Consider the following 18,916-nt stretch of genomic DNA (forward strand, 5'->3'; position numbering starts at 1 on the left):
CACATGAGCAACACAGCACAGCAAAGCCGCACACCACTGGTCGCCTACCTGCGCACCCTCAAAGGCGTCAGCCTGACCGAAATGATCGCTTACATCGCTCTGTCGCTCGGCAGCGCATTTGCCGGCAGCGTAGCGGCGGTATGGTTGGTGCCGCTGGTTCAGCCCGGGCACGCGTTGACGCTCGGTGGCACGACATTCGATGTGCGCGGCAGCGTCGAAACCCATGTGGCCTTGTTCGCCGCCATCATGCTGGCGTTCGCTTTGTTGCGCTGGCAGGCGGCGCGACTGGCAGCACGGCTGGCCAGTCGCTACGGCATGGGTCTGCGACGCGCGGTGCATGCGCGCCTGATTGATGCATCACTGGCTTCGCTGTCTGATTCCAGTTCCGCTGAAATCGCCAACGTGCTCACCTACAACATCGAGATCATCACGCAGGGCTTCAATGCACTACTGCAATTGCTGGTCGCCGGCATCACCGCGGCCATCAGCCTGGGACTTGCGTTCTGGGTGTCGCCGCCGCTGGCGCTCGCGGCGCCGCTGCTTGCGATCTTCGCCCTGGTGGCTTCGCGCATCAGTAGCCGCGAGCAATCCAGGGTTAGTCGTCAGTACGTGGCGGACCTGACGCGGCTGTTCTGGCTTAGCGAAGATTTTCCCCGGCGCTTGCGTCACGTCCGCTCGTTTGAACGTGAGGATGCAGAGAAGGGAAGTTACGGCGAGATTTCCTCGCGCTTGGGCAAAGGTTATCGCCACCAACTCGAGCTGATTGCGTCGGGAAGATTGGCGCTGGAATTGCTCGCCACGATTGGTATTGCCGCGATTTTCGTGCTTGCCTATCGTCTGCATGGCATCGATCAGGCGTCGTTAGTTGCCGTGTGCCTGTTGTTGGGACGTTTGCTGCCTTATCTGGTCTCGACACGGCAAAGCCTGCAGCAGTTGCATTCGGCGGCGCCGGCCTTCGAACTCTGGCAGCGTTACATGACGCTGCACGTGGCACGTCCCGTTACCACATCATCGCCAGCAGCGCATGCTGCCGGCATGTTGCATATCGAGCGCGTGCAGCTTGCGCCGCCACTGGCTGCGCTCGATGTTCGCGATCTGTTTCTCACGCCCGGTACGTTGACCTTGATTTCCGGCGACTCCGGTATCGGCAAGAGCAGCCTGATCGATGTGCTGGCGGGCATGATGCAGCCGGGCGCGTTCACCGCGAAGCTGGGCAGGCGCATGCTCGATTTCGATGCTTACCGCGAACTGGTGCGCAACGGCGCGTACGTCAGCCAGAGCGTGCGTCCCTGGCAGCATACGGTGCGGGAATGCCTGCTATGGGCCGCACCGGACGCAACAGATGAAATGATGCGCAGTGCACTGGTCGACGTTGGCCTCGACAGGCGCCTCCACGGTACGCGCGATGGTCTGGATACTGCACTGAACAATTCATCCAGTCGGCTTTCAGGCGGTGAATTGCAGCGATTGCTGCTAGCCCAGGTCATGCTTCGGCAACCCTTTCTGGCCTTGCTGGACGAGGCTACCAGCGCGCTCGATGCAACCTCTGAGATGGCAGTGTTGTCGACGCTTAGACGTCGCCTGCCGCGCACGATCCTGATCGTGGTATCGCATCGCAGCAGCGTGGCAAGCATGGCGGACCAGTGTTTGACGATCGGCAATGATTTCGCTGCGACGGTGCGCTTGAATGCGTTGAGCCCGCTCCCCTCCGGGGAGAGGGTTGGGTGAGGGCCAGCCTTGCGGAAAATCATCTAGCCGGCGCAGGTTGGAGTGAGCACATGCGAACGCCAACATCGGGCGACATACTTATGGCGATGTTGGGGTTCACATGCGTTCACCCCCACCCACGCAGCCATCATCATTGCGCGAAATTGTTCCTGGCGTTCTCCCGCAATGGAGTAGCATTCCGTTCGACTTACCCACACTCCACACCCTGTACGTCAAAGAGGAACGCAGCATGAAAATGTATATCGCCGCATCGATGGCACTGCTTTTCGCGACACCGGTTTTCGCCGCGCTTCAGTCGGGCACCGCGGCACCTGACTTCACGGCGCAGGCCAGCCTGGCCGGTAAGTCCTTCACGTTCTCGCTCAAGGACGCACTGAAGAAAGGCCCGGTCGTAGTTTATTTCTACCCTTCCGCCTACACCGGTGGCTGCGATATCGAGGCGCACACGTTCGCTACTGAAAAAGCCAAGTTCGACGCAGCCGGCGCTACTATCATCGGGGTATCTGCCGATAGCCTTCAGCGCCTCAATACGTTTTCATCCGACCCGAAATATTGCGCAGGAAAGTTCCCGGTTGCTTCCGATGCCACCGGCAAGATCGCTGCGTCCTATGAACTGAAGACGGAAGCGGCGCAACCCGGTTTGACCGATGTGCGCGGTGCCACTATCGACCACGCCTTTATCGAACGCACCACCTTCGTCATCGGCAGCGACGGCAAGATTATCGCCACGCTTTCCTCGGAGGACGATCATCTTCATCCCGAAGATCACGTAAAGAAGTCGCTGGCTATCGTGCAGCAACTGCAGGCTGGCAAGGCGCCGTAATCCGGATTGCTTTCGGCTGTTGAAGCCCTTTTTTTGCCCCGGCGCAGGCCGGGGCAATTCAGTCGCATAAAATTTCATCTTGACGCGGCCTACACGTGATTTAGCCGCGAATTTCATTTTCTGCCAACAAAAGCGGCATTTCACATTTGCATTTTCACGTGTGAATGATCGATCTTAGCCTCGCCGTTGACAGAAAAGTGGGGCTATTTAAGGTGAAAATTATGCATGCGCTGAAAAGCGCACAGGGGGGCGTTGTCCCGAATTCGGGCAATACACGCGGTTTTAACATTTCATCTCGCCGCAAGATGTTGCTGGCCATTGCCAGTTCGCTGGCGCTATCGGCCGTGGCTTTGCCAGCATTCGCAACCAACTGGTGGAATCCGACGCCGACCGTGACGATCGGCTCCACCTCGCTCAACGTTAAAAACTTCGGCGCCATGGGCAATGGTGTGGCGGACGATACCGCCGCGTTCCAGGCGGCCATCACTGCTTTGCCGTCCACCGGCGGTACGATCGTAGTGCCGGCCGGCACGTACATGATTAACGCGCTCAAGGGCATCAACCTGCGTTCACACACACGCCTGTCGTTGGATGCTGCCGCGTACCTCGATGCCATTCCGAACAGCTCCGATCGCTACTGGGTGGTGAAGGCGTGGAACGTGAACAACGTCGAGATCGCCGGTGGCAACGTCGTCGGTGAGCGCACGCAGCATCAAGGTACCGTCGGTCAGTGGGGCTATGGCATCAATATCTCGGGGGCGACCACCGTCTACGTCCACGACATTTCGATCTCCAACTCCTGGGGCGACGGCATATTGGTCGGCGCGACGGGCTCCGGCGCTACCGCGGTGCTTTCCACTGGCGTGACGCTGAACAACGTCAAGTCCAGCAACAACCGCCGCCAGGGCCTGACGATTGCGCCAGTCACGCAGGTGTATGTGGTGAACAGCAGCTTCACCGGTTCCAAAGGTATCTCGCCGCAGGCCGGCATCGACATCGAACCGCAGACGCAGGGCACCGTGCAGCAGGTACGTTTGGAAGCGACCACGATATCGAACAACGTCGGCAATGGTCTGGAAGTTCACAACAATGTATCGGACCTGACGTTGAACAACGTCACTGCCGAAAACAATCAGGGCTATGGCGTATATACCGGTGGCCCGGTCAACGTAACGATCACCAATAGCAACCTGAGCCAGAACTATCTATTCGGCGTGGACATTGCAAGCACGACCAACACGGTGCAGCTCGTGGGCAACACCATCGAGTGGAATGGCGATGCCTGGTTTTACGCGCATAACGAGTCGATTTTCACGGAGGGCTGGGTGCCGCGCGATATCACGATCGCCAGCACGACGGCGAACGTGACGCAGTCCAACAACACGATCTCTCCGATGAAATAATAAACAGACTGGAATACCTCTCTCAGAGGAACCCTCGAGGACGCGGGTAGTCAAGGCTTCGGTGCTTGGCTGCCTGTGTCTTTTTTTTGCGCAGGACGCGGGCCGTTCAGCGTTGTAAGTTCCCGTTCGTGAGCTTCTGCACAACCTTTGCAATGGCTTGAAACTGCAGGTAGCTTCTTCACGTCCTCGCGCGATTGAGCCTAGGCTATGAGTAGCCTGTTCGAAATTGCTTTTGACCCTCCGCCTAGAGGAGACCGCCGATCTGCGGAATCTATCTACGCGCAGTTGCGCGCCGCAATCCTTGATGGTCGGTTGGTTCCCGGGGCCCAACTTCCGGTGGAACGTCAGTCGGCTGTTTTTTTTGGTGTCTCAAGAAACACGATTGCTCGGGCTTATGCGAGGCTGGCGCTCGAGGGGTTGGTACAGTCCCGACGAGGATCGGGAACGTACGTGTCGCCGAAGCAAAAACGTCCACCGCGCGAACGCTCTCCAACACTGCGAACATCCGATCCACGCCTGAATGCGCTGTGGTCGCAGCCGAAACTTGCCCAGGCACTTAACTTCTGGAACGACAGTCAGCGTACAACGGCGCCAAGGACGACCACGTTCCTAGATTTTCGGCCTGCGTTGGTCGATCCGCGTTTATTTCCGTTCGACATATTTCGTCGGGTCAGTGCCAAGCAGCTCCGGCGGATGGAATTAAAACCTCCCGCTTTCAAGAGCCCACAGGGCAATCAGGGGCATTTCCCTTTGAGGACGGCCATTGCGACGCACATCGGTGTCTCGCGCGCGGTCGTGTGCGAGCCCGACGATGTGTTGGTTACCGCCGGCGCACAGCAGGCTTTCGATATTCTCGCCCGTGTACTGGTAACCCCCGGGGTTACGACGGTCGCCATTGAAGATCCAGGCTACCCGCCGATGCGCGCTGCATTTCTCGCTGCCGGCGCGAAAGTTGTACCGGCACCAGTGGACGCGCAAGGGTTGGTGGTCGACGCGTTGCCGGACTCCGTGCGGATCGTATGCGTATGTCCTTCACACCAATTTCCGTTCGGCGTATCCATGTCAGCGCAGCGGCGAGCGGCACTGCTCAACTTTGCTCGTAAGCATGGGGCGGTCATCGTTGAAGACGATTACGACGGAGAGTTCCGATACGACGGTACTCCGCTGCAGGCGCTGCGTTCCACGGCGACTGCGGATGACGTGTTTTATGTGGGCACCTTCTCCAAGTGCATGTTCCCCGCACTGCGATTGGGATTCGTCGTGGCACCCCAGTGGGCCATGTCGGCGTTGACTACGGCCAAGAACTGTCTCGATTGGCATTGCCCGACGTTGACGCAAATGGCGGTTGCCCGTTACATCGCAGAGGGACATCTGGCGCAGCATGTGCGAAAGCTCCGTGATGTGTATCGGAAGCGGCGAGACCTACTACAGGAGATACTCCAGTCGGACTTCTCGAAGGAACTGTCGCCGATGCAGTCGCATTACGGGATGCATGTGGCGGCGTTCTCGACGTTACCCCAACGCCTGGAGCGCGTCACTGCACGATTGTTGGAGTTAAACGTGCATGTGCATTCGTTCGAGCGCTATTTTTTCGGTGCCCCAACGTCCGAGGGTCTGGTTTTCGGCTACGGGGCCGTTGACCTCAAGGATATCGAGCAGGGTCTAAAGGCGCTACGGCGCGTTCTCTAGTCGCGCCAACTCTAGGGATGCTCTGATTAATTCAGCGAAGTGGACCACCCTAAATTTCTCCAATTGGCCCCTCTAGGGCGACGGGTTTTCCCTAAAGTCTCGTCCAGGTTTGGTTATTCGGAGAGCGTGATGATGTGGCGATTACTGTTGCGTGGAGTCATGATTACCGGTGTTCTTGCATGTTTTTCCTTGAGTGCAATGGCCGCGCCACCTCGAGACGGCTCTCATGACTTCGACTTTGCTCGCGGTGTTTGGCATACGCATGCGACGCAAGTGCTCGACCCGTTCGATGGCGGAACCCACACGGTGACCATGGACGGAACGAAGACGGCGCGGCCGGTTTGGAATGGCCGCGCATGGCTTGAGGAAATCGAGGCCGACGGTCCAAATGGACATTGGGAAGGCGCGACGCTCTTCGTCTACAACGCCAAGGCCGAGCAATGGAGCCAAACCTACATCGACAGTGACTCGGGAGAGGCTGAGGCGCCGACCATTGGCAGCTTCAAGGACGGTCGCGGCGAATTGTTCGGCACGTCAGTTTATAAGGGGCGGTTGGTTCTGGTGCGCGGAGTTTGGTCTGACATCACGGCCAACTCTCATCGCTATGAGATTTCCTACTCTCAGGACGGCGGACGAACATGGGCAACCGCGTTCAAAGCTTACTTGACGCGGCTTAAGCAATAGCGCTCGGTCTCTCGCACGACCGCTTGAGAAAAGACCCTCTCCCGACGGGAGAGGGTTCGGTCGCTCACTATCAAGCTGTCGGGTCACTTCGTCCTGAGCGGCGAGACCACATTGTTGGACTGCGTCACGTTCACCGCCGTGCTGGCGATGGTGATGTCGCGGAGCGCCCAGCCCGGGGTAAAGATCGACTGGCTGTGTGCGTAGAACCAGGTATCGCCATTCCAGTTGATGGTGTTGCCCACGAGCTGCACCGTGTTGGTTGTGCCGGCAATATCCACGCCGAACAGGTAATTCTGGCTCAACGTGCTGTTCGTGATCGTCACGTTGGTCGGGCCGCTCGTGAACACGCCGTAGCCCTGGTTGTTTTCAGCCGTGACCTTGTTCAAGGTGAGGCCGGACACGTAGTCGTGCACCTCCAGGCCATTGCCGACGTTGTTCGACAGCGTAGTGTTCTCCAAGCGAACCTGCTGAGTCGTGCCCTGCGTCTGCGGCTCGATGTCGATGCCTGCCTGCGGCGCGGTACCGTTGGAACCGGTGAAGCTGCTGTTCACCACGTACACCTGCGTCGCCGGCGTGATCGACAAGCCCTGGCGGCGGTTGTTGTTGGAAGTCACGCGATTGAGCGTCACACCGTTCGACAGCACGGCGGTCTTGCCCCAGCCGGTCGCGCCGACCAGTAAGCCGTCGCCCCAGCTGTTGCCGACGACGATGTCGTGCACGTAGACGTTGCTGGATCCGGAGATATTGATGCAATAGCCCCATTCACCGACGGTGCCCTGGTGCTGGCTACGCTCGCCGTAGACGTGGCCACCGACGATCTCGACGTTGTTCACGTTCCAGGCCCTCACCACCCAGTAGCGATCGGCGCTGTTCGGAATAGCCTGAAGATTCGCCGAGCCCCACATCGACAAGCGCGTGTGTGAACGCAGATTGATGCTCTTGAGCGCGTTGATCATGTAGGTGCCATCCGGCACCACGATCGTGCCGCCGCTGGTGGGCAGCGCATTGATAGCAGCCTGGAAGGCGGCGGTGTCATCCGTCGTGCCGTTACCCATGGCGCCAAAGTTTTTAACGTTGAGTACGGTGGAACCGATCGAAACGGTCGGCGTGGTCGTCCACCAATTGGTTGCGTAGGCCGGCAATGCCATGGCAGAAAGCGTCAAAGAAGTGACGATGGCCGCCAAAATTTTGTTGCGCGATGTGAAACGATTGCCGGAATTTGGGACGAATCCCCCCTGTGCGCCTTTCGGCGCTGATGCGTTTTTCATCTGAATAACCCCTGTTTTGTTGATCTACAACGAGTTGTTGTTTACAGCGGGGCTAAGATTCGTCGCGCGCGCGTGAAACTGCAAATGTGAAATGATGTTTTTGTTCGCAATACGCGAATTAGACAGTAATGGCCTCATCAAAATTTGAGCTTGGTCGCTATCCATGGGTTGTACGCCGTCATGAACACGCCCTCGTGCTTGTCCCGCAGCAGGCAGCTTTCGGCTGGGGGATACTTGGCGTGGTCGATGAGGTGTCTATCGATGTTTTGGGTTGTTCGACCACGCCCGCCGCCAATGACAGGGCAAGCGCTTCGGCCGCGCCTTTGCGCTCGCTGTAGCGGCTGACGAGGTAATCGGAGCGATCGCGCACCATCAGGGTGAATTTGATCAGCTCTTCCATAACGTCCACGACACGGTCGTAATACGCCGAAGGTTTCATGCGCCCGCCCTCGTCAAATTCCTGCCATGCCTTGGGTACCGAGGACTGGTTCGGAATGGTCACCATGCGCATCCAGCGGCCCAATAGACGTAGCGTGTTGACCACGTTGAAGGATTGCGATCCGCCGCAGACCTGCATCACGGCCAGGGTCCGGCCCTGCGTCGGACGCACACTGCCGTCTTCCAATGGCAGCCAGTCGATCTGGTTCTTGAAAACGCCCGTCACCGCACCATGGCGTTCAGGACTCACCCATACCTGACCTTCAGACCACACCGAGAGGGCGCGCAATTCCTGCACCTTCGGATGCGTGGCCGGCACGCTGTCGAGCATCGGCAGCTCGTGCGGGTCGAACACACGGGTGTCGGCGCCGAACTGGCGCAGGATGCGTTCGGCCTCCAGCGCGAGCTTGCGGCTGAACGATTGAGGGCGCAGCGAGCCGTAAAGGATCAGTATCCGCGGTGGATGGGCGGACCCCGCTGGCAAGACCAATCTTTCGTGATCGGGAGCATCCAACACGTCGCTGACGATATTGGGGAGGTCTTCAATGGCCATGGTGGGGTCCTATTGCTTGTGTTCTATAATTCTATCAATATGGAAATATGGAAACCAAGGCCGCCGTTCGATCGCTTGCCGGCTTGGCCCAGGACAGTCGGCTCAGTATTTTTCGTTACCTCGTAACCCGTGGCCTGAGCGGTGTATGCCTCTAGCGTCTTGACCGATGAACCCCAACCGAGAGACCACCATGCATCCTTGCCGCGTTTTATTTATTTGCACCGGTAATTCCGCCCGCAGCATCCTGTCCGAAGCCACTCTCAACCGCCTTGGCAAAGGCCGCTTCGAGGCGTACAGCGCGGGCAGTCATCCCACCGGCAGGGTCAATCCTCATGCATTGAACCAGTTGGTCTCGACCGGCATTTCCACCGACAACCTGTCCAGCAAATCCTGGGATCGCTTCGTCGGTGACGATACCCCCCCACTCGATATCGTGATCACGGTGTGCGACAGCGCGGCGAGTGAACCGTGTCCGGTGCTTTTTGGCGACTTCGTGCGTTCGCATTGGGGTTTGCCTGATCCTGCCGGCGTCACGGGCGATTCGGCAGCGATCGCGGCTGCGTTCGAGCACGCCCATGCCTTGATTACCTATCGGATCCTGGCTCTGTTAAAGCTGCCTGTGGAGGCCATGAGCAAGGTCGAACTTCAGCAGGCGCTCGATCACATCGGCACCATCACGGACGATGATGCGGAGCACGTATGACGCATGCCGAAGCATTGACGGTGGCACCGCAGGCTCCCGCACGCATTGGTTTTTTCGAGCGCTACCTGACCGTATGGGTGCTTTTATGCATCGTGGCCGGCACGCTGCTAGGCCATTTGTTACCAACGACCTTTGAGACCATCGGCCACATGCAGGCAGCGGAAGTAAATTTGCCGGTGGCCATCCTGATCTGGCTCATGATCATCCCCATGTTGTTGAAGATCGACTTCGGCGCTTTGGCTGACGTTCGCCGGCAATGGAAGGGCATCGGCGTCACGCTTTTTATCAATTGGGTGGTGAAGCCGTTCTCGATGGCGCTACTCGGCTGGTTTTTCATCCGTCATGTGTTTGCAGCGTACCTGCCGGCCGATCAGTTGGATTCGTACGTGGCGGGATTGATTCTTCTTGCGGCGGCGCCGTGCACGGCGATGGTGTTCGTCTGGAGCAACCTCTGCCATGGCGAGCCGCATTTTACGCTGAGCCAGGTCGCTCTGAATGACGCGATCATGGTGGTGGCGTTCACTCCGATCGTTGCATTGCTGTTGGGCATATCCTCCATCACGGTGCCTTGGAGCACGCTGATCCTTTCGGTGGTGCTGTACATCGTCGTGCCGGTCATCATCAGCGTTGTTTGGCGTCATATGCTCCTGGCGCGAGGAGGGCAGGCCATGCTGCAGCGGCTGCTGCATCGCCTGGCACCAATTTCCTTGGTGGCTCTGCTTGCGACGCTCGTGGTGTTGTTTGGATTTCAGGGCCAGCAGATTCTTGAGCAGCCGATGGTAATCGCGATGTTGGCGGTGCCGATCCTGATCCAGGTGTATTTCAATTCCAGTCTGGCATATTTGCTCAATCGACAGTTTCGGGTACCGCATTGTGTGGCAGGCCCTTCGTCTCTGATTGGCGCGAGCAACTTCTTCGAACTCGCGGTGGCGACTGCCGTCGGTCTTTTCGGGGTGCATTCCGGTGCTGCATTGGCCACCGTGGTCGGTGTCCTGATCGAAGTGCCTGTCATGCTGTCCGTGGTGAGTGTCGTCAATCGCACGCGGCACTGGTACGAGGCGCGCATTTAATGCTTGACCGGCTCGCCACCTGCTGCCGGTCAGTTACACTAAAGCCTTGAGGCTTCGTCTCCATTTTCGTCATGCAGACCGCACAGACCGTCAAAATGCTTTCAGCACTCGCGCAGGAGTCGCGCCTGGCGATTTTTCGCCTGTTGGTCGAGCAAGGTCCCGAGGGACTGCCTGTGGGTGCGATCGCGGAAGAGCTCGGCATCCCGAACGCTACCTTGTCGTTTCATCTGAAAGAGCTGTTGTACGCCGGCCTGGTGACCAGCCGCCAAAGCGGGCGTTTCATCTATTACGCGCCCGTGATCGAGGCGATCAACGGCCTGGTCGGTTACCTGACCGAAAATTGCTGTCAGGGCAGGGGCTGCGGCCCGGCGACGCGTGCGTCCAAGCCGCGCGCTGCCGCGACGCCTCGTACTCGCCGTCGGGCGTCCTGATACCACCGAAAAAGTAATCACGCGGAAGCGGCGATCGCGACTCCGGGCGTTCGTGCTCCAACGATAAGGGATTCACTGATGTCCGAACTCATTTTGCAAAGCACCGTGACATGTCCACTATGTGGGCAACGTTCCACCGAAACGATGCCCACTGACGCATGCTGGTTTCTATACGAATGCCCAGGATGCAGCGAGTTGATACGGCCAAAACCTGGCGATTGCTGCGTGTTCTGCTCCTACGGCACGGTGCCGTGTCCACCGAAGCAGCAGGAGCGGTCGTGCTGTGGTTGAACGTGCGTCATCCGTTGTCTCTCTCGGGGTGTAGCAGGGCATCCGCACGTATTACCTTTCTCATCCGATGCTGAGCAAGCAAGCGAAACATTGCCGGTAACACCACCATGGAAAGAAGCGGCGCCGTTAGCATGCCGCCGATCATCGGTGCGGCAATGCGCTGCATCACTTCCGAGCCGGCGCCATGGCCAAGCAGAATCGGGAACAGACCGGCGAGGATCACGGCTACCGTCATCGCCTTCGGCCGCACACGCTGCGCGGCGCCTTCGCGGATTGCATCATCCAGTGCGGCGGAATCCGCCAGTGGGTCGCGTTGAAGTCGCCGATCCCAGGCTTGCCGCAGATACAACAGCATCACCACGCCGAACTCGGCGGCAACGCCACCCAATGCGATGAAGCCGATCATCGTCGCCACCGAAACGGCGTGACCAAGCAGCCAGATCAACCACAGGCCGCCCACTAGCGCCAGCGGCACGCTCGCCATAATCAGAGCCGCTTCGCTCGCACGGCGGAACACCATGTAGATCAGCGCGAAAATGATGATCAAGGCGGCAGGCACCACGAGCTTCAGGCGTTCCATCGCGCTGGCCAGATATTCGAATTGGCCTGACCAGGTTACGGTAACGCCGGGCGGCAACGATACTTGTTGCGCCACGGCCTGCTGCAGCCGTGTCACGATCGTGCCCAGATCGCTGCCGTGTGTATCGACGTAGACATAGGTCGCCAATTGGCTGTTTTCGCTCTTAAGCATGGATGGCCCCGCGATCACGTTGATATCGGCGATCTGGCTGAGCGTGAGTTGTGCGCCATTGGCGGCCACGATCGGCAATTGACGGATGGCCTCCACCGAATCGCGTTCAAGTCGTGGATAGCGCACCACGACCGGATAGCGTTCGCGTCCTTCCACGGTCTGATCGATCGGATCGCCACCCACCACCGCGGCAATCAGTTGTTGCACGCGCTCCTGGGTGAGCCCGTAGCGCGCCGCGGCATCGCGACGGATATGCACGTCGACGTAGCGGCCGCTCACCGGACGTTCCGCGATCGCCGAACTCACGCCAGGCACGGTTTTCGCCACACTTTCGATACGATCGGCAACGGTTTGCAGTGTGGCCAGATCAGTGCCAAGGACCTTGATGCCGATGGGACTCTTGATGCCGGTCGACAGCATGTCGATGCGATTGCGGATCGGCGGCACGAACAGATTGGTCAAGCCCGGCACGTGCACCGCCTTGTCCAGTTCCGCCTCGATCCTGGCCATGGTCATGCCGGGGCGCCATTGATCCTTGGGCTTGAAAGTGATCGTGGTTTCAAACATTTCCAGCGGCGCAGGATCGGTGGCCGTTTCGGCACGTCCCGCCTTGCCGAAGACATGATCGACCTCCGGCACCGTCTTGATCATGCGGTCGGTGAGCTGTAGCAACTGCGAGGCCTTGTCGGCCGATAGCCCCGGAAGCGCGGTGGGCATGTACAGCAACGTACCTTCGTCCATCGGCGGCATGAACTCGCTGCCCAATTGACGCAACGGAATGAGTGCGCTAAGCAACAACACGCCGGCCAGCACCAATGTCACCTTGGGGTAGCGCAACACGGCTTCGAGGATAGGCCGATACGCCATCATCAGCCCGCGATTGAGCGGATTGTCGTGCTCGGGCCGGATACGGCCACGCACGAGATAACCCATCAGGACCGGTACCAGCGTGACAGCCAGTGCGGCCGCTGCAGCCATTGCATACGTCTTGGTGAACGCGAGCGGTTTGAACAGCTTGCCTTCCTGTCCCTGCAAGGCAAACACGGGCACGAACGACAGCGCGATGATGAGCAGGCTGATGAAGAGTGCCGGCCCGACCTCGGCGGCCGACTCTGCTACCAAAGTCCAGCGTGTCGCGCCCTGCGGCTCCTGTCCTTGGTGTGCGTCGCGCCAATGTTCCAGATGCTTGTGGGTGTTCTCGATCATTACGATCGCGGCATCGACCATCGCACCAATGGCAATCGCAATGCCGCCAAGGGACATCAAGTTCGCCGAAACGCCTTGCACGTTCATCACGATGAAGGCGGCCAGCACGCCGAGTGGCAAGGTGATCACCGCGACCAGTGAGGAACGCAAATGGCCTAAGAACAGCACGCAAACCAACGCAACCACGAGGAACTCTTCAAGCAGTTTGCCCCACACGTTCTCGACGGCCGCGTCAATCAGCTGCGAGCGATCATAGGTCGGTACGATCTCGACGCCGGGCGGCAGGCTGCGCTTGAGTTCGGTCAGCTTGGCCTTCACCGCAGCAATGGCCGCCCTAGCGTTCTTGCCCGAGCGCAACACGATCACGCCGCCGGCGACTTCACCTTGGCCATCGAGTTCGGCGATGCCGCGTCGAAAGGTCGGACCGCGTCGCACGGTTGCGACGTCGCGCAGCAGCACCGGCACGCCGGAAGCATTCGCGGTAAGGGGTACGTTCTCGAAGTCCGCGCGGCTCTTCAGATAGCCTTCGCTGCGTACCATCACTTCAGCTTCGCCTTGTTCGATGACCGAACCGCCATTGGCGCCGTTCGCGGCACGTACCGCATCGATCAGTTGAGCGACGGTGATGCCGCGCGCAGCCAGCGCTTGGGGATCGGGCACGATCTGCCAGGCACGCTCCATCCCGCCCACGCTGGCGACTTCGGCCACGTCCGGCACGGTTTTGAGTTGATAGCGCAGAAACCAATCCTGGATCGCTCGCAATTGCCCAAGATCGTGCCGCCCGGTGCGGTCAACTAATGCGTACTCGTAGATCCAACCGAGTCCTGTTGCGTCAGGCCCCAGTGCTGGATTCACACCGGCAGGAAGGCTGTTACGCACCTGGCTGAGGTATTCCAGCACGCGTGAGCGCGCCCAGTACAAATCCGTGTTGTCATCGAATAGCACGTAGACGTAAGAATCGCCGAAGAACGAATAGCCGCGCACGACCTTGGCACCCGGTACCGAAAGCATGGTGGTCGCCAACGGATACGTGACTTGATCCTCCACGACCTGAGGCGACTGGCCAGGCCAGTTGCTGCGGATAATCACCTGGGTGTCGGAGAGATCGGGCAGGGCATCGATGGGCGTGTGCGTCGTGGCATACACACCGATCGCCGTCAGGATCATGGCGGCCAGCAAGACAAAGATACGATGCGCGATCGCGGCGCGGATCAGTGCAGCGATCATGGCTGGTCTCCCATGTGCATGTCGGACATGGATGCGCTGGCCGCAGGCGCCGGTTCGGTGGCCTTGCTGTTCAAGCGTTCCAGGGCACCGGAAAGGCTGGCTTCCGAATCGATCAGGAATTGACCCGAGGTCACTACTTTCTCGTTGCCTTCGAGGCCAGCGAGAATTTCCGTGTAGTCGCCGGAAGCCCGTCCGGTACGCACCGCCACGGCACGAAAATGGCCACTTCCTTCGGCAACGATGACCCGTGCTTGCGGCCCGGTCGTGATAAGGGCGTCATTCGGTATCACCGGCACCGCTTCACCACTTGTCGGGGCGAGTTGTACCGTCGCGAACATACCTGGGCTTAACGCTCTATCGGGATTGTTGAGCACGATGCGCGCATGTTGCGTGCGCGTCATCGCATCGATATCCGGTAGCAATGTTTCCACCGAGCCTCGAAATACGCGACCTGGCAACGCATCGACGCTCACGCTCACGGGTGTGCCACGTCGCACGGTGCCGGCTGCCGCCTGCGGAAGTGCTGCGTCGATCCACACCGTGGAGAGTCCGTTGATAGTCATCAGCGTCTGACCCGCGCTGACTCGCTGTCCTTCCCGTACCTCCAGCGACGTCACTACGCCTGCATTGGATGCATGCAACGTGATTGCACCGGCAGGGCTGCGATGTGCCGACCGGATGTCAGCATCGGTCATACCCAATACTTCCAGTCGTTGCTGCGCGGCGGAGCGAAGCGCTTGTGCATCGGGCGATTGCGCGTGTTGAAGGGCTTCGTACTCGGCCAGTGCGCTATTCCATTGCGGAGCCAGCAGCGTAGCCAAGGGTTCTCCGGCGCTGATCGTCGTATAGGGTGCGCGGACATACAGCGTGCTCACCACACCATCGACGCGTGCGCTGACGGTCGTTGCCTGGCGCAAATCCCACGTGATCGTGCCAGGTACCTGGATCGCCGATGCCAAGACACGCCGCTCGACGGTAGCGGTACGAATGCCAAGGTTCTGCATCGTTGCCGAATCGATGCGGACGATATTCGGGTCCGCACCCTCGTCGATGTATTTGGGCACCATCTGCATGCCCATGGGTGAAAGGCCGGGATGATCGAAGTGCTGCTGGGGCACCATCGTGTCGTACCAGTAAAGGATCTTTTTGCCACGCTGATCAGCAGCGGCGGTCACCGGCGAACTGAAAGATGACGATGCATGACGACCGCCGAAATAACCGATGGCCAGCAACAGCGCCGCAAACGCGATGGCTGCGGGAACGACTAGCAAACGCTTCATGGCATAGCCTCCGAAGTGGGCAGCAGATAAGCCAGCGAGGCCCATAGCCGCGCACGGGCAGCAAGTGCGTCGGCATAGTTCAGACGTTGTTGAATTTCGTCACGGCGCGCGTCCAGCCAAGGCTGCAACGCGCCACCGCCGCGGTAGGCGGCCAGTGCGGTTTTCGTGCGATCGCGATCCAACGGCAGCAGCGCGTCTTGATAGCGTTGGATCTGCCGTCCCCAGCCTTGCCAACCCGTCACCGCACGCGCGACCATTTCACGCTGTGCGCGACGTGCATCTTCATGCGCTTCCTGCGCGGCATCCCATTGCTCTTCTTTCGCGCTGATGCTCCGGTCCTGTCGGTTGCGCGTGAAGAGCGGCAAGGTCACGCCCACCTGGATCATCACCATGTCCGACAGGTACGGCGCGCGTTTGCCGTACTGAAAGCTCACGTTCCAGTCGGGATGTTTGCTGGCTAGAGCCTGATCCAATTCAGCCTGGGCGACCTGTTCGCGGGCTTGCCACATCTGCATGGGCGCCTGTTGGTCGATCGTCTGTGCAAGGCGCTCCGGAGCCACCGGCAATTGCCCGAAATCGGGGGCGTCGCCGAGATTGGCGACGGCTTGCCCAAGCCAACGCTGCAAAGCGGCTTGGGCCGCTGCGATATCGGCACTGACCGCGTCGAGTTGGTTATCCAGCGTTGCGGTCTCGGCACGCGCAGCCAATGCATCGGACGCGTTGCCATCGCCACCGCGTAGCTGTGCCTGAGCGATTTTGACGGCCAATTCGCTCTCGTTGCGCAGCTCGAGCAGCAACGCGCGCTTTTGTTGCGTCGCCCACAGCTCGATCCAGGCGTCGGCTACCTGTTCCTGGATCGACCGCGTTGTGTCGAGTCCTTCAGCATCGGCGGCCTGGATCTCAGCACCGGCCCGTTGACGATCGGCGTCGCGCGCCGCGCGCGAGGGAATGGTTTGCGTCACGCCGACAGTGCGCATGGTCATCGTGTCCGAACGAAGGCTGAAAGCCCCCGGCGCGGTGACTGGAAAATTGTTTACGCCAAAGTCCAGCGTGGGATCGGGCAGACGGCCGGCGCGTGCCGCCTCTTCGTGCATGGACGCGACGTGCGCATGATGAGCCATGAGCGCAGGTGCTTGTGCCACGCCTTGTTGAACGGCGGCTTGGAGCGTTAGCGGTAAATCAGCGGCGTAGGCCGCCGCGGTCGTTATCCCTGTCAGGACAACAGCTTGACCCAACGCGATCACGCGCCGGGTGACATGATGAAACCACATGGTAGAGCACTCCCATGATCGAACGGGATCGCACCCACGCAGGTGCGACGACGCTTGCGTGAAAAGCGTCTTGCGCTAAATCAGGAGAGAGCAGAACAGAAGGCTGGCCGGCGGCGGCTGGGCCCGGAGACGGTCACGTTGCCGTTGTCGAACCGTCGTCGGTGACGACAGCGCCACGGCAGTTGGCAACACGGGAGGTGGCGCGATCAACCCGCTAGGCGGCACGGACAGTGGATGGACTGCGGTTGGCGCAGGGTCGTCCGAAGCGCAATGCTTGTCACAAACCATCCGGCCGGCCGCCGTATGTTTCATTTGCGGACAGGTGACGGCCATCGACGCATCGGCGGCCGATGTGCCCATAGTCGCCGTCAGCCCCATCGTTCCGGATGGCATCGTGCAGACATAAGCCGCCAGCGCCGACTGCATACCGAGCATGAACAACATTCCCGCGACCAATAGCCACCGCGTCAGGCGTGCACGACGGATATCGCGCAAGCGCCAATGGTAGGGGGTCAATCTGGGAAGCCGGAAACGTGTCATGGCGTCTCGCATGGTACTACGGCTTATTCGATGAATTCAGGCCCAGGGTTACAGCTGGATGAGATGGGGCGGGGTGAAGCTGCCACGTTGGGCGCATTAACAATTTCTTCGTCGCCGCTGCTACACACTCGAGACTTCACAGACTTTGGCCAGAGGACGTCATGAACCAGCGATTCGATGCGATCGTCGTTGGAGCAGGGCAGGCGGGGCCGCCTTTGGCAGAACGCCTGGGCAAATCTGGCCGCACGGTTGCGGTGATCGAACGCAAACTGGTGGGCGGTACGTGCGTCAACACGGGATGTATTCCCACCAAGGCGATGGTGGCAAGTGCCTATGTCGCGCAGACCGGGCGACGCGCGGCCAGCTATGGCGTGCTCACCGGCAGCGATGTGCGGGTCGACATGGAGCAGGTCTGGACGCGCACGCAAGGTATATCCGGGCGATCCCGCAGCGGCGTCGAGAAGTGGCTGGCCGGCATGCCGAACGTCACCTTGCTGCGCGGGCACGCCGTGTTCGAATCGCCCCATGCGCTGCGTGTCGACGACACGCTGATCGAAGCCGACGAGATATTTCTCAACGTCGGCGGCCGCGCCGTCATACCTGATTTTCCCGGCATCGACACGGTGCCTTATCTCACCAACACGGGCATCCTGGATTTGCGCGAGCTTCCAAAACATCTCGTGATCGTCGGTGGCAGCTATATCGGCCTTGAGTTCGGGCAGATGTTTCGGCGTTTCGGTTCGGAAGTGAGCATTGTCGAGCGCAGCACTCGCCTGTTGCCGCGTGAAGATCCCGAAGTGTCAGCTGCAGTAGTCGACATCCTGCAAGAGGAGGGCATCAAGCTGCATCTCGGTGCGGAATGCATCGAACTGCAAGGGCAGGCTGGCAATGTGAGCGTCGTAGCCAAATGCGCGGATCCGCGCATGGAGGTGCGCGGTACGCATCTCTTGCTGGCTGTCGGACGCCGAGCCAACACCGATTCGCTCGGCCTGGACAAGGCCGGCGTGGCCACGGACGAACGCGGTTATATCACCGTCGACGATCAATGCCGAACGAACGTCGAAGGCATTTGGGCACTCGGCGATTGCAACGGCAAGGGCGCCTTTACCCATACCTCATATAACGATTACGAAATCGTCGCCGCCAATCTTCTGGACAATGAGCCCAGACGCATCTCCGATCGCATTGCCGCCTACGCACTATTCATCGATCCGCCGCTGGCACGTATCGGTCTCACCGAGCAGGAAGCCTTGAAACAAGGTCATGAGATACGGATCGGTGTGCGCCCCATGACACGCGTGGGGCGCGCGGTGGAGCGCGGCGAAACCCTTGGCTTCATGAAGGTAATCGTGGACGAGAAGAGCGAGCAACTGCTCGGCGCCGCCATCCTTGGCGTCAACGGCGACGAGGCTATCCATAGCTTGCTCGATGTGATGTACGCCAAGGCGCCGTATCGCACCGTGACGCATGCCGTTCATATTCATCCCACCGTTTCCGAGTTGCTTCCGACGACGTTGCAGAGTCTTGGTGCTGTGAGCGGCGGTGGCTAGGACAGCCTAA

17 protein-coding genes are annotated in these 18,916 nt (G+C 59.8%); 12 read left to right on the plus strand and 5 right to left on the minus strand.

The window, feature by feature from the left end; genetic code table 11:
• Positions 1 to 3: 3 nt before the first annotated feature.
• The 5 genes from ISP18_RS10760 to ISP18_RS10785 all read left to right on the plus strand — a co-directional run bounded on the left by ISP18_RS10760 (position 4) and on the right by ISP18_RS10785 (position 6,327).
• Positions 4 to 1,728 (plus strand): ATP-binding cassette domain-containing protein, encoded by a 1,725-nt coding sequence (locus ISP18_RS10760; protein ID WP_380010691.1) that lies wholly within the window; start codon positions 4 to 6, stop codon positions 1,726 to 1,728.
• 253 nt (positions 1,729 to 1,981) lie between these two features.
• The gene (locus ISP18_RS10765; protein ID WP_380011053.1) at positions 1,982 to 2,551 is read left to right on the plus strand and encodes a peroxiredoxin; all 570 of its coding nucleotides are present in this window, start codon (positions 1,982 to 1,984) and stop codon (positions 2,549 to 2,551) included.
• Between the two features lie 305 nt (positions 2,552 to 2,856).
• Positions 2,857 to 3,954, plus strand: coding sequence for a right-handed parallel beta-helix repeat-containing protein (locus ISP18_RS10770; RefSeq protein WP_380010694.1), 1,098 nt, complete (start codon positions 2,857 to 2,859; stop codon positions 3,952 to 3,954).
• A 207-nt stretch (positions 3,955 to 4,161) separates the two neighbouring features.
• Complete coding sequence (gene pdxR, locus ISP18_RS10780; protein WP_449757884.1) at positions 4,162 to 5,643, plus strand: MocR-like pyridoxine biosynthesis transcription factor PdxR; 1,482 nt, start codon at positions 4,162 to 4,164, stop codon at positions 5,641 to 5,643.
• 129 nt (positions 5,644 to 5,772) lie between these two features.
• Positions 5,773 to 6,327 (plus strand): hypothetical protein, encoded by a 555-nt coding sequence (locus tag ISP18_RS10785; RefSeq protein WP_404559513.1) that lies wholly within the window; start codon positions 5,773 to 5,775, stop codon positions 6,325 to 6,327.
• A gap of 83 nt (positions 6,328 to 6,410) precedes the next feature.
• Here ISP18_RS10785 and ISP18_RS10790 read toward each other — a convergent pair whose 3' ends face one another.
• Positions 6,411 to 7,475, minus strand: a complete 1,065-nt coding sequence (locus ISP18_RS10790; protein ID WP_380010700.1) for a right-handed parallel beta-helix repeat-containing protein — start codon at positions 7,473 to 7,475, stop codon at positions 6,411 to 6,413.
• Between ISP18_RS10790 and ISP18_RS10795 the strand changes: the two genes are divergently transcribed.
• A complete protein-coding gene (locus tag ISP18_RS10795; protein ID WP_380010703.1) occupies positions 7,474 to 7,599 on the plus strand; it encodes a hypothetical protein in 126 nt (41 codons plus the stop codon). The two genes, ISP18_RS10790 and ISP18_RS10795, sit on opposite strands and share 2 nt — an antisense overlap.
• A 174-nt stretch (positions 7,600 to 7,773) precedes the next feature.
• Here the strand turns inward: ISP18_RS10795 and arsH are convergent, their stop codons facing one another.
• Positions 7,774 to 8,586, minus strand: a complete 813-nt coding sequence (gene arsH / locus ISP18_RS10800; RefSeq protein ID WP_380010706.1) for an arsenical resistance protein ArsH — start codon at positions 8,584 to 8,586, stop codon at positions 7,774 to 7,776.
• A 190-nt stretch (positions 8,587 to 8,776) separates the two neighbouring features.
• Here arsH and ISP18_RS10805 point away from each other — a divergent pair, with 190 nt between their 5' ends.
• The 4 genes from ISP18_RS10805 (at position 8,777) to ISP18_RS10820 (ending at position 11,081) form a co-directional block, all read left to right on the plus strand.
• Positions 8,777 to 9,289: an arsenate reductase ArsC gene (locus ISP18_RS10805; RefSeq protein ID WP_380010709.1), complete on the plus strand. Its 513-nt coding sequence runs from the start codon at positions 8,777 to 8,779 to the stop codon at positions 9,287 to 9,289.
• A complete protein-coding gene (gene arsB / locus ISP18_RS10810; protein ID WP_380010712.1) occupies positions 9,286 to 10,359 on the plus strand; it encodes an ACR3 family arsenite efflux transporter in 1,074 nt (357 codons plus the stop codon). Before ISP18_RS10805 ends, arsB begins: the two co-directional genes overlap by 4 nt.
• Positions 10,360 to 10,430: 71 nt before the next feature.
• Positions 10,431 to 10,790 (plus strand): ArsR/SmtB family transcription factor, encoded by a 360-nt coding sequence (locus ISP18_RS10815; RefSeq protein WP_380010715.1) that lies wholly within the window; start codon positions 10,431 to 10,433, stop codon positions 10,788 to 10,790.
• 78 nt (positions 10,791 to 10,868) lie between these two features.
• Positions 10,869 to 11,081 carry a GDCCVxC domain-containing (seleno)protein gene (locus ISP18_RS10820; RefSeq protein WP_380010718.1) on the plus strand — a complete coding sequence of 71 codons (213 nt, stop codon included), beginning with the start codon at positions 10,869 to 10,871 and terminating at the stop codon, positions 11,079 to 11,081.
• Positions 11,082 to 11,088: 7 nt separating this feature from the next.
• On the opposite strand, the gene ISP18_RS10825 is transcribed toward ISP18_RS10820, so the two are convergent.
• From ISP18_RS10825 to ISP18_RS10835, 3 genes are read right to left on the minus strand one after another with little or no spacing between them, the layout of a single operon-like run.
• Complete coding sequence (locus tag ISP18_RS10825) at positions 11,089 to 14,265, minus strand: efflux RND transporter permease subunit (protein WP_380010721.1); 3,177 nt, start codon at positions 14,263 to 14,265, stop codon at positions 11,089 to 11,091.
• The gene (locus tag ISP18_RS10830; RefSeq protein ID WP_380010724.1) at positions 14,262 to 15,545 is read right to left on the minus strand and encodes an efflux RND transporter periplasmic adaptor subunit; all 1,284 of its coding nucleotides are present in this window, start codon (positions 15,543 to 15,545) and stop codon (positions 14,262 to 14,264) included. Before ISP18_RS10830 ends, ISP18_RS10825 begins: the two co-directional genes overlap by 4 nt.
• The gene (locus ISP18_RS10835; protein WP_380010727.1) at positions 15,542 to 16,816 is read right to left on the minus strand and encodes a TolC family protein; all 1,275 of its coding nucleotides are present in this window, start codon (positions 16,814 to 16,816) and stop codon (positions 15,542 to 15,544) included. Before ISP18_RS10835 ends, ISP18_RS10830 begins: the two co-directional genes overlap by 4 nt.
• Before the next feature lie 274 nt (positions 16,817 to 17,090).
• On the opposite strand from ISP18_RS10835, the gene ISP18_RS10840 reads away from it, so the two are divergent.
• Positions 17,091 to 17,222 carry a hypothetical protein gene (locus ISP18_RS10840; RefSeq protein ID WP_380010730.1) on the plus strand — a complete coding sequence of 44 codons (132 nt, stop codon included), beginning with the start codon at positions 17,091 to 17,093 and terminating at the stop codon, positions 17,220 to 17,222.
• A 295-nt stretch (positions 17,223 to 17,517) separates the two neighbouring features.
• Complete coding sequence (locus ISP18_RS10845) at positions 17,518 to 18,906, plus strand: FAD-containing oxidoreductase (RefSeq protein ID WP_380010733.1); 1,389 nt, start codon at positions 17,518 to 17,520, stop codon at positions 18,904 to 18,906.
• Positions 18,907 to 18,916 lie beyond the last annotated feature (10 nt).

Source organism: Dyella humi (genome assembly GCF_044904605.1).
GTDB lineage: Bacteria > Pseudomonadota > Gammaproteobacteria > Xanthomonadales > Rhodanobacteraceae > Dyella_B > Dyella_B humi.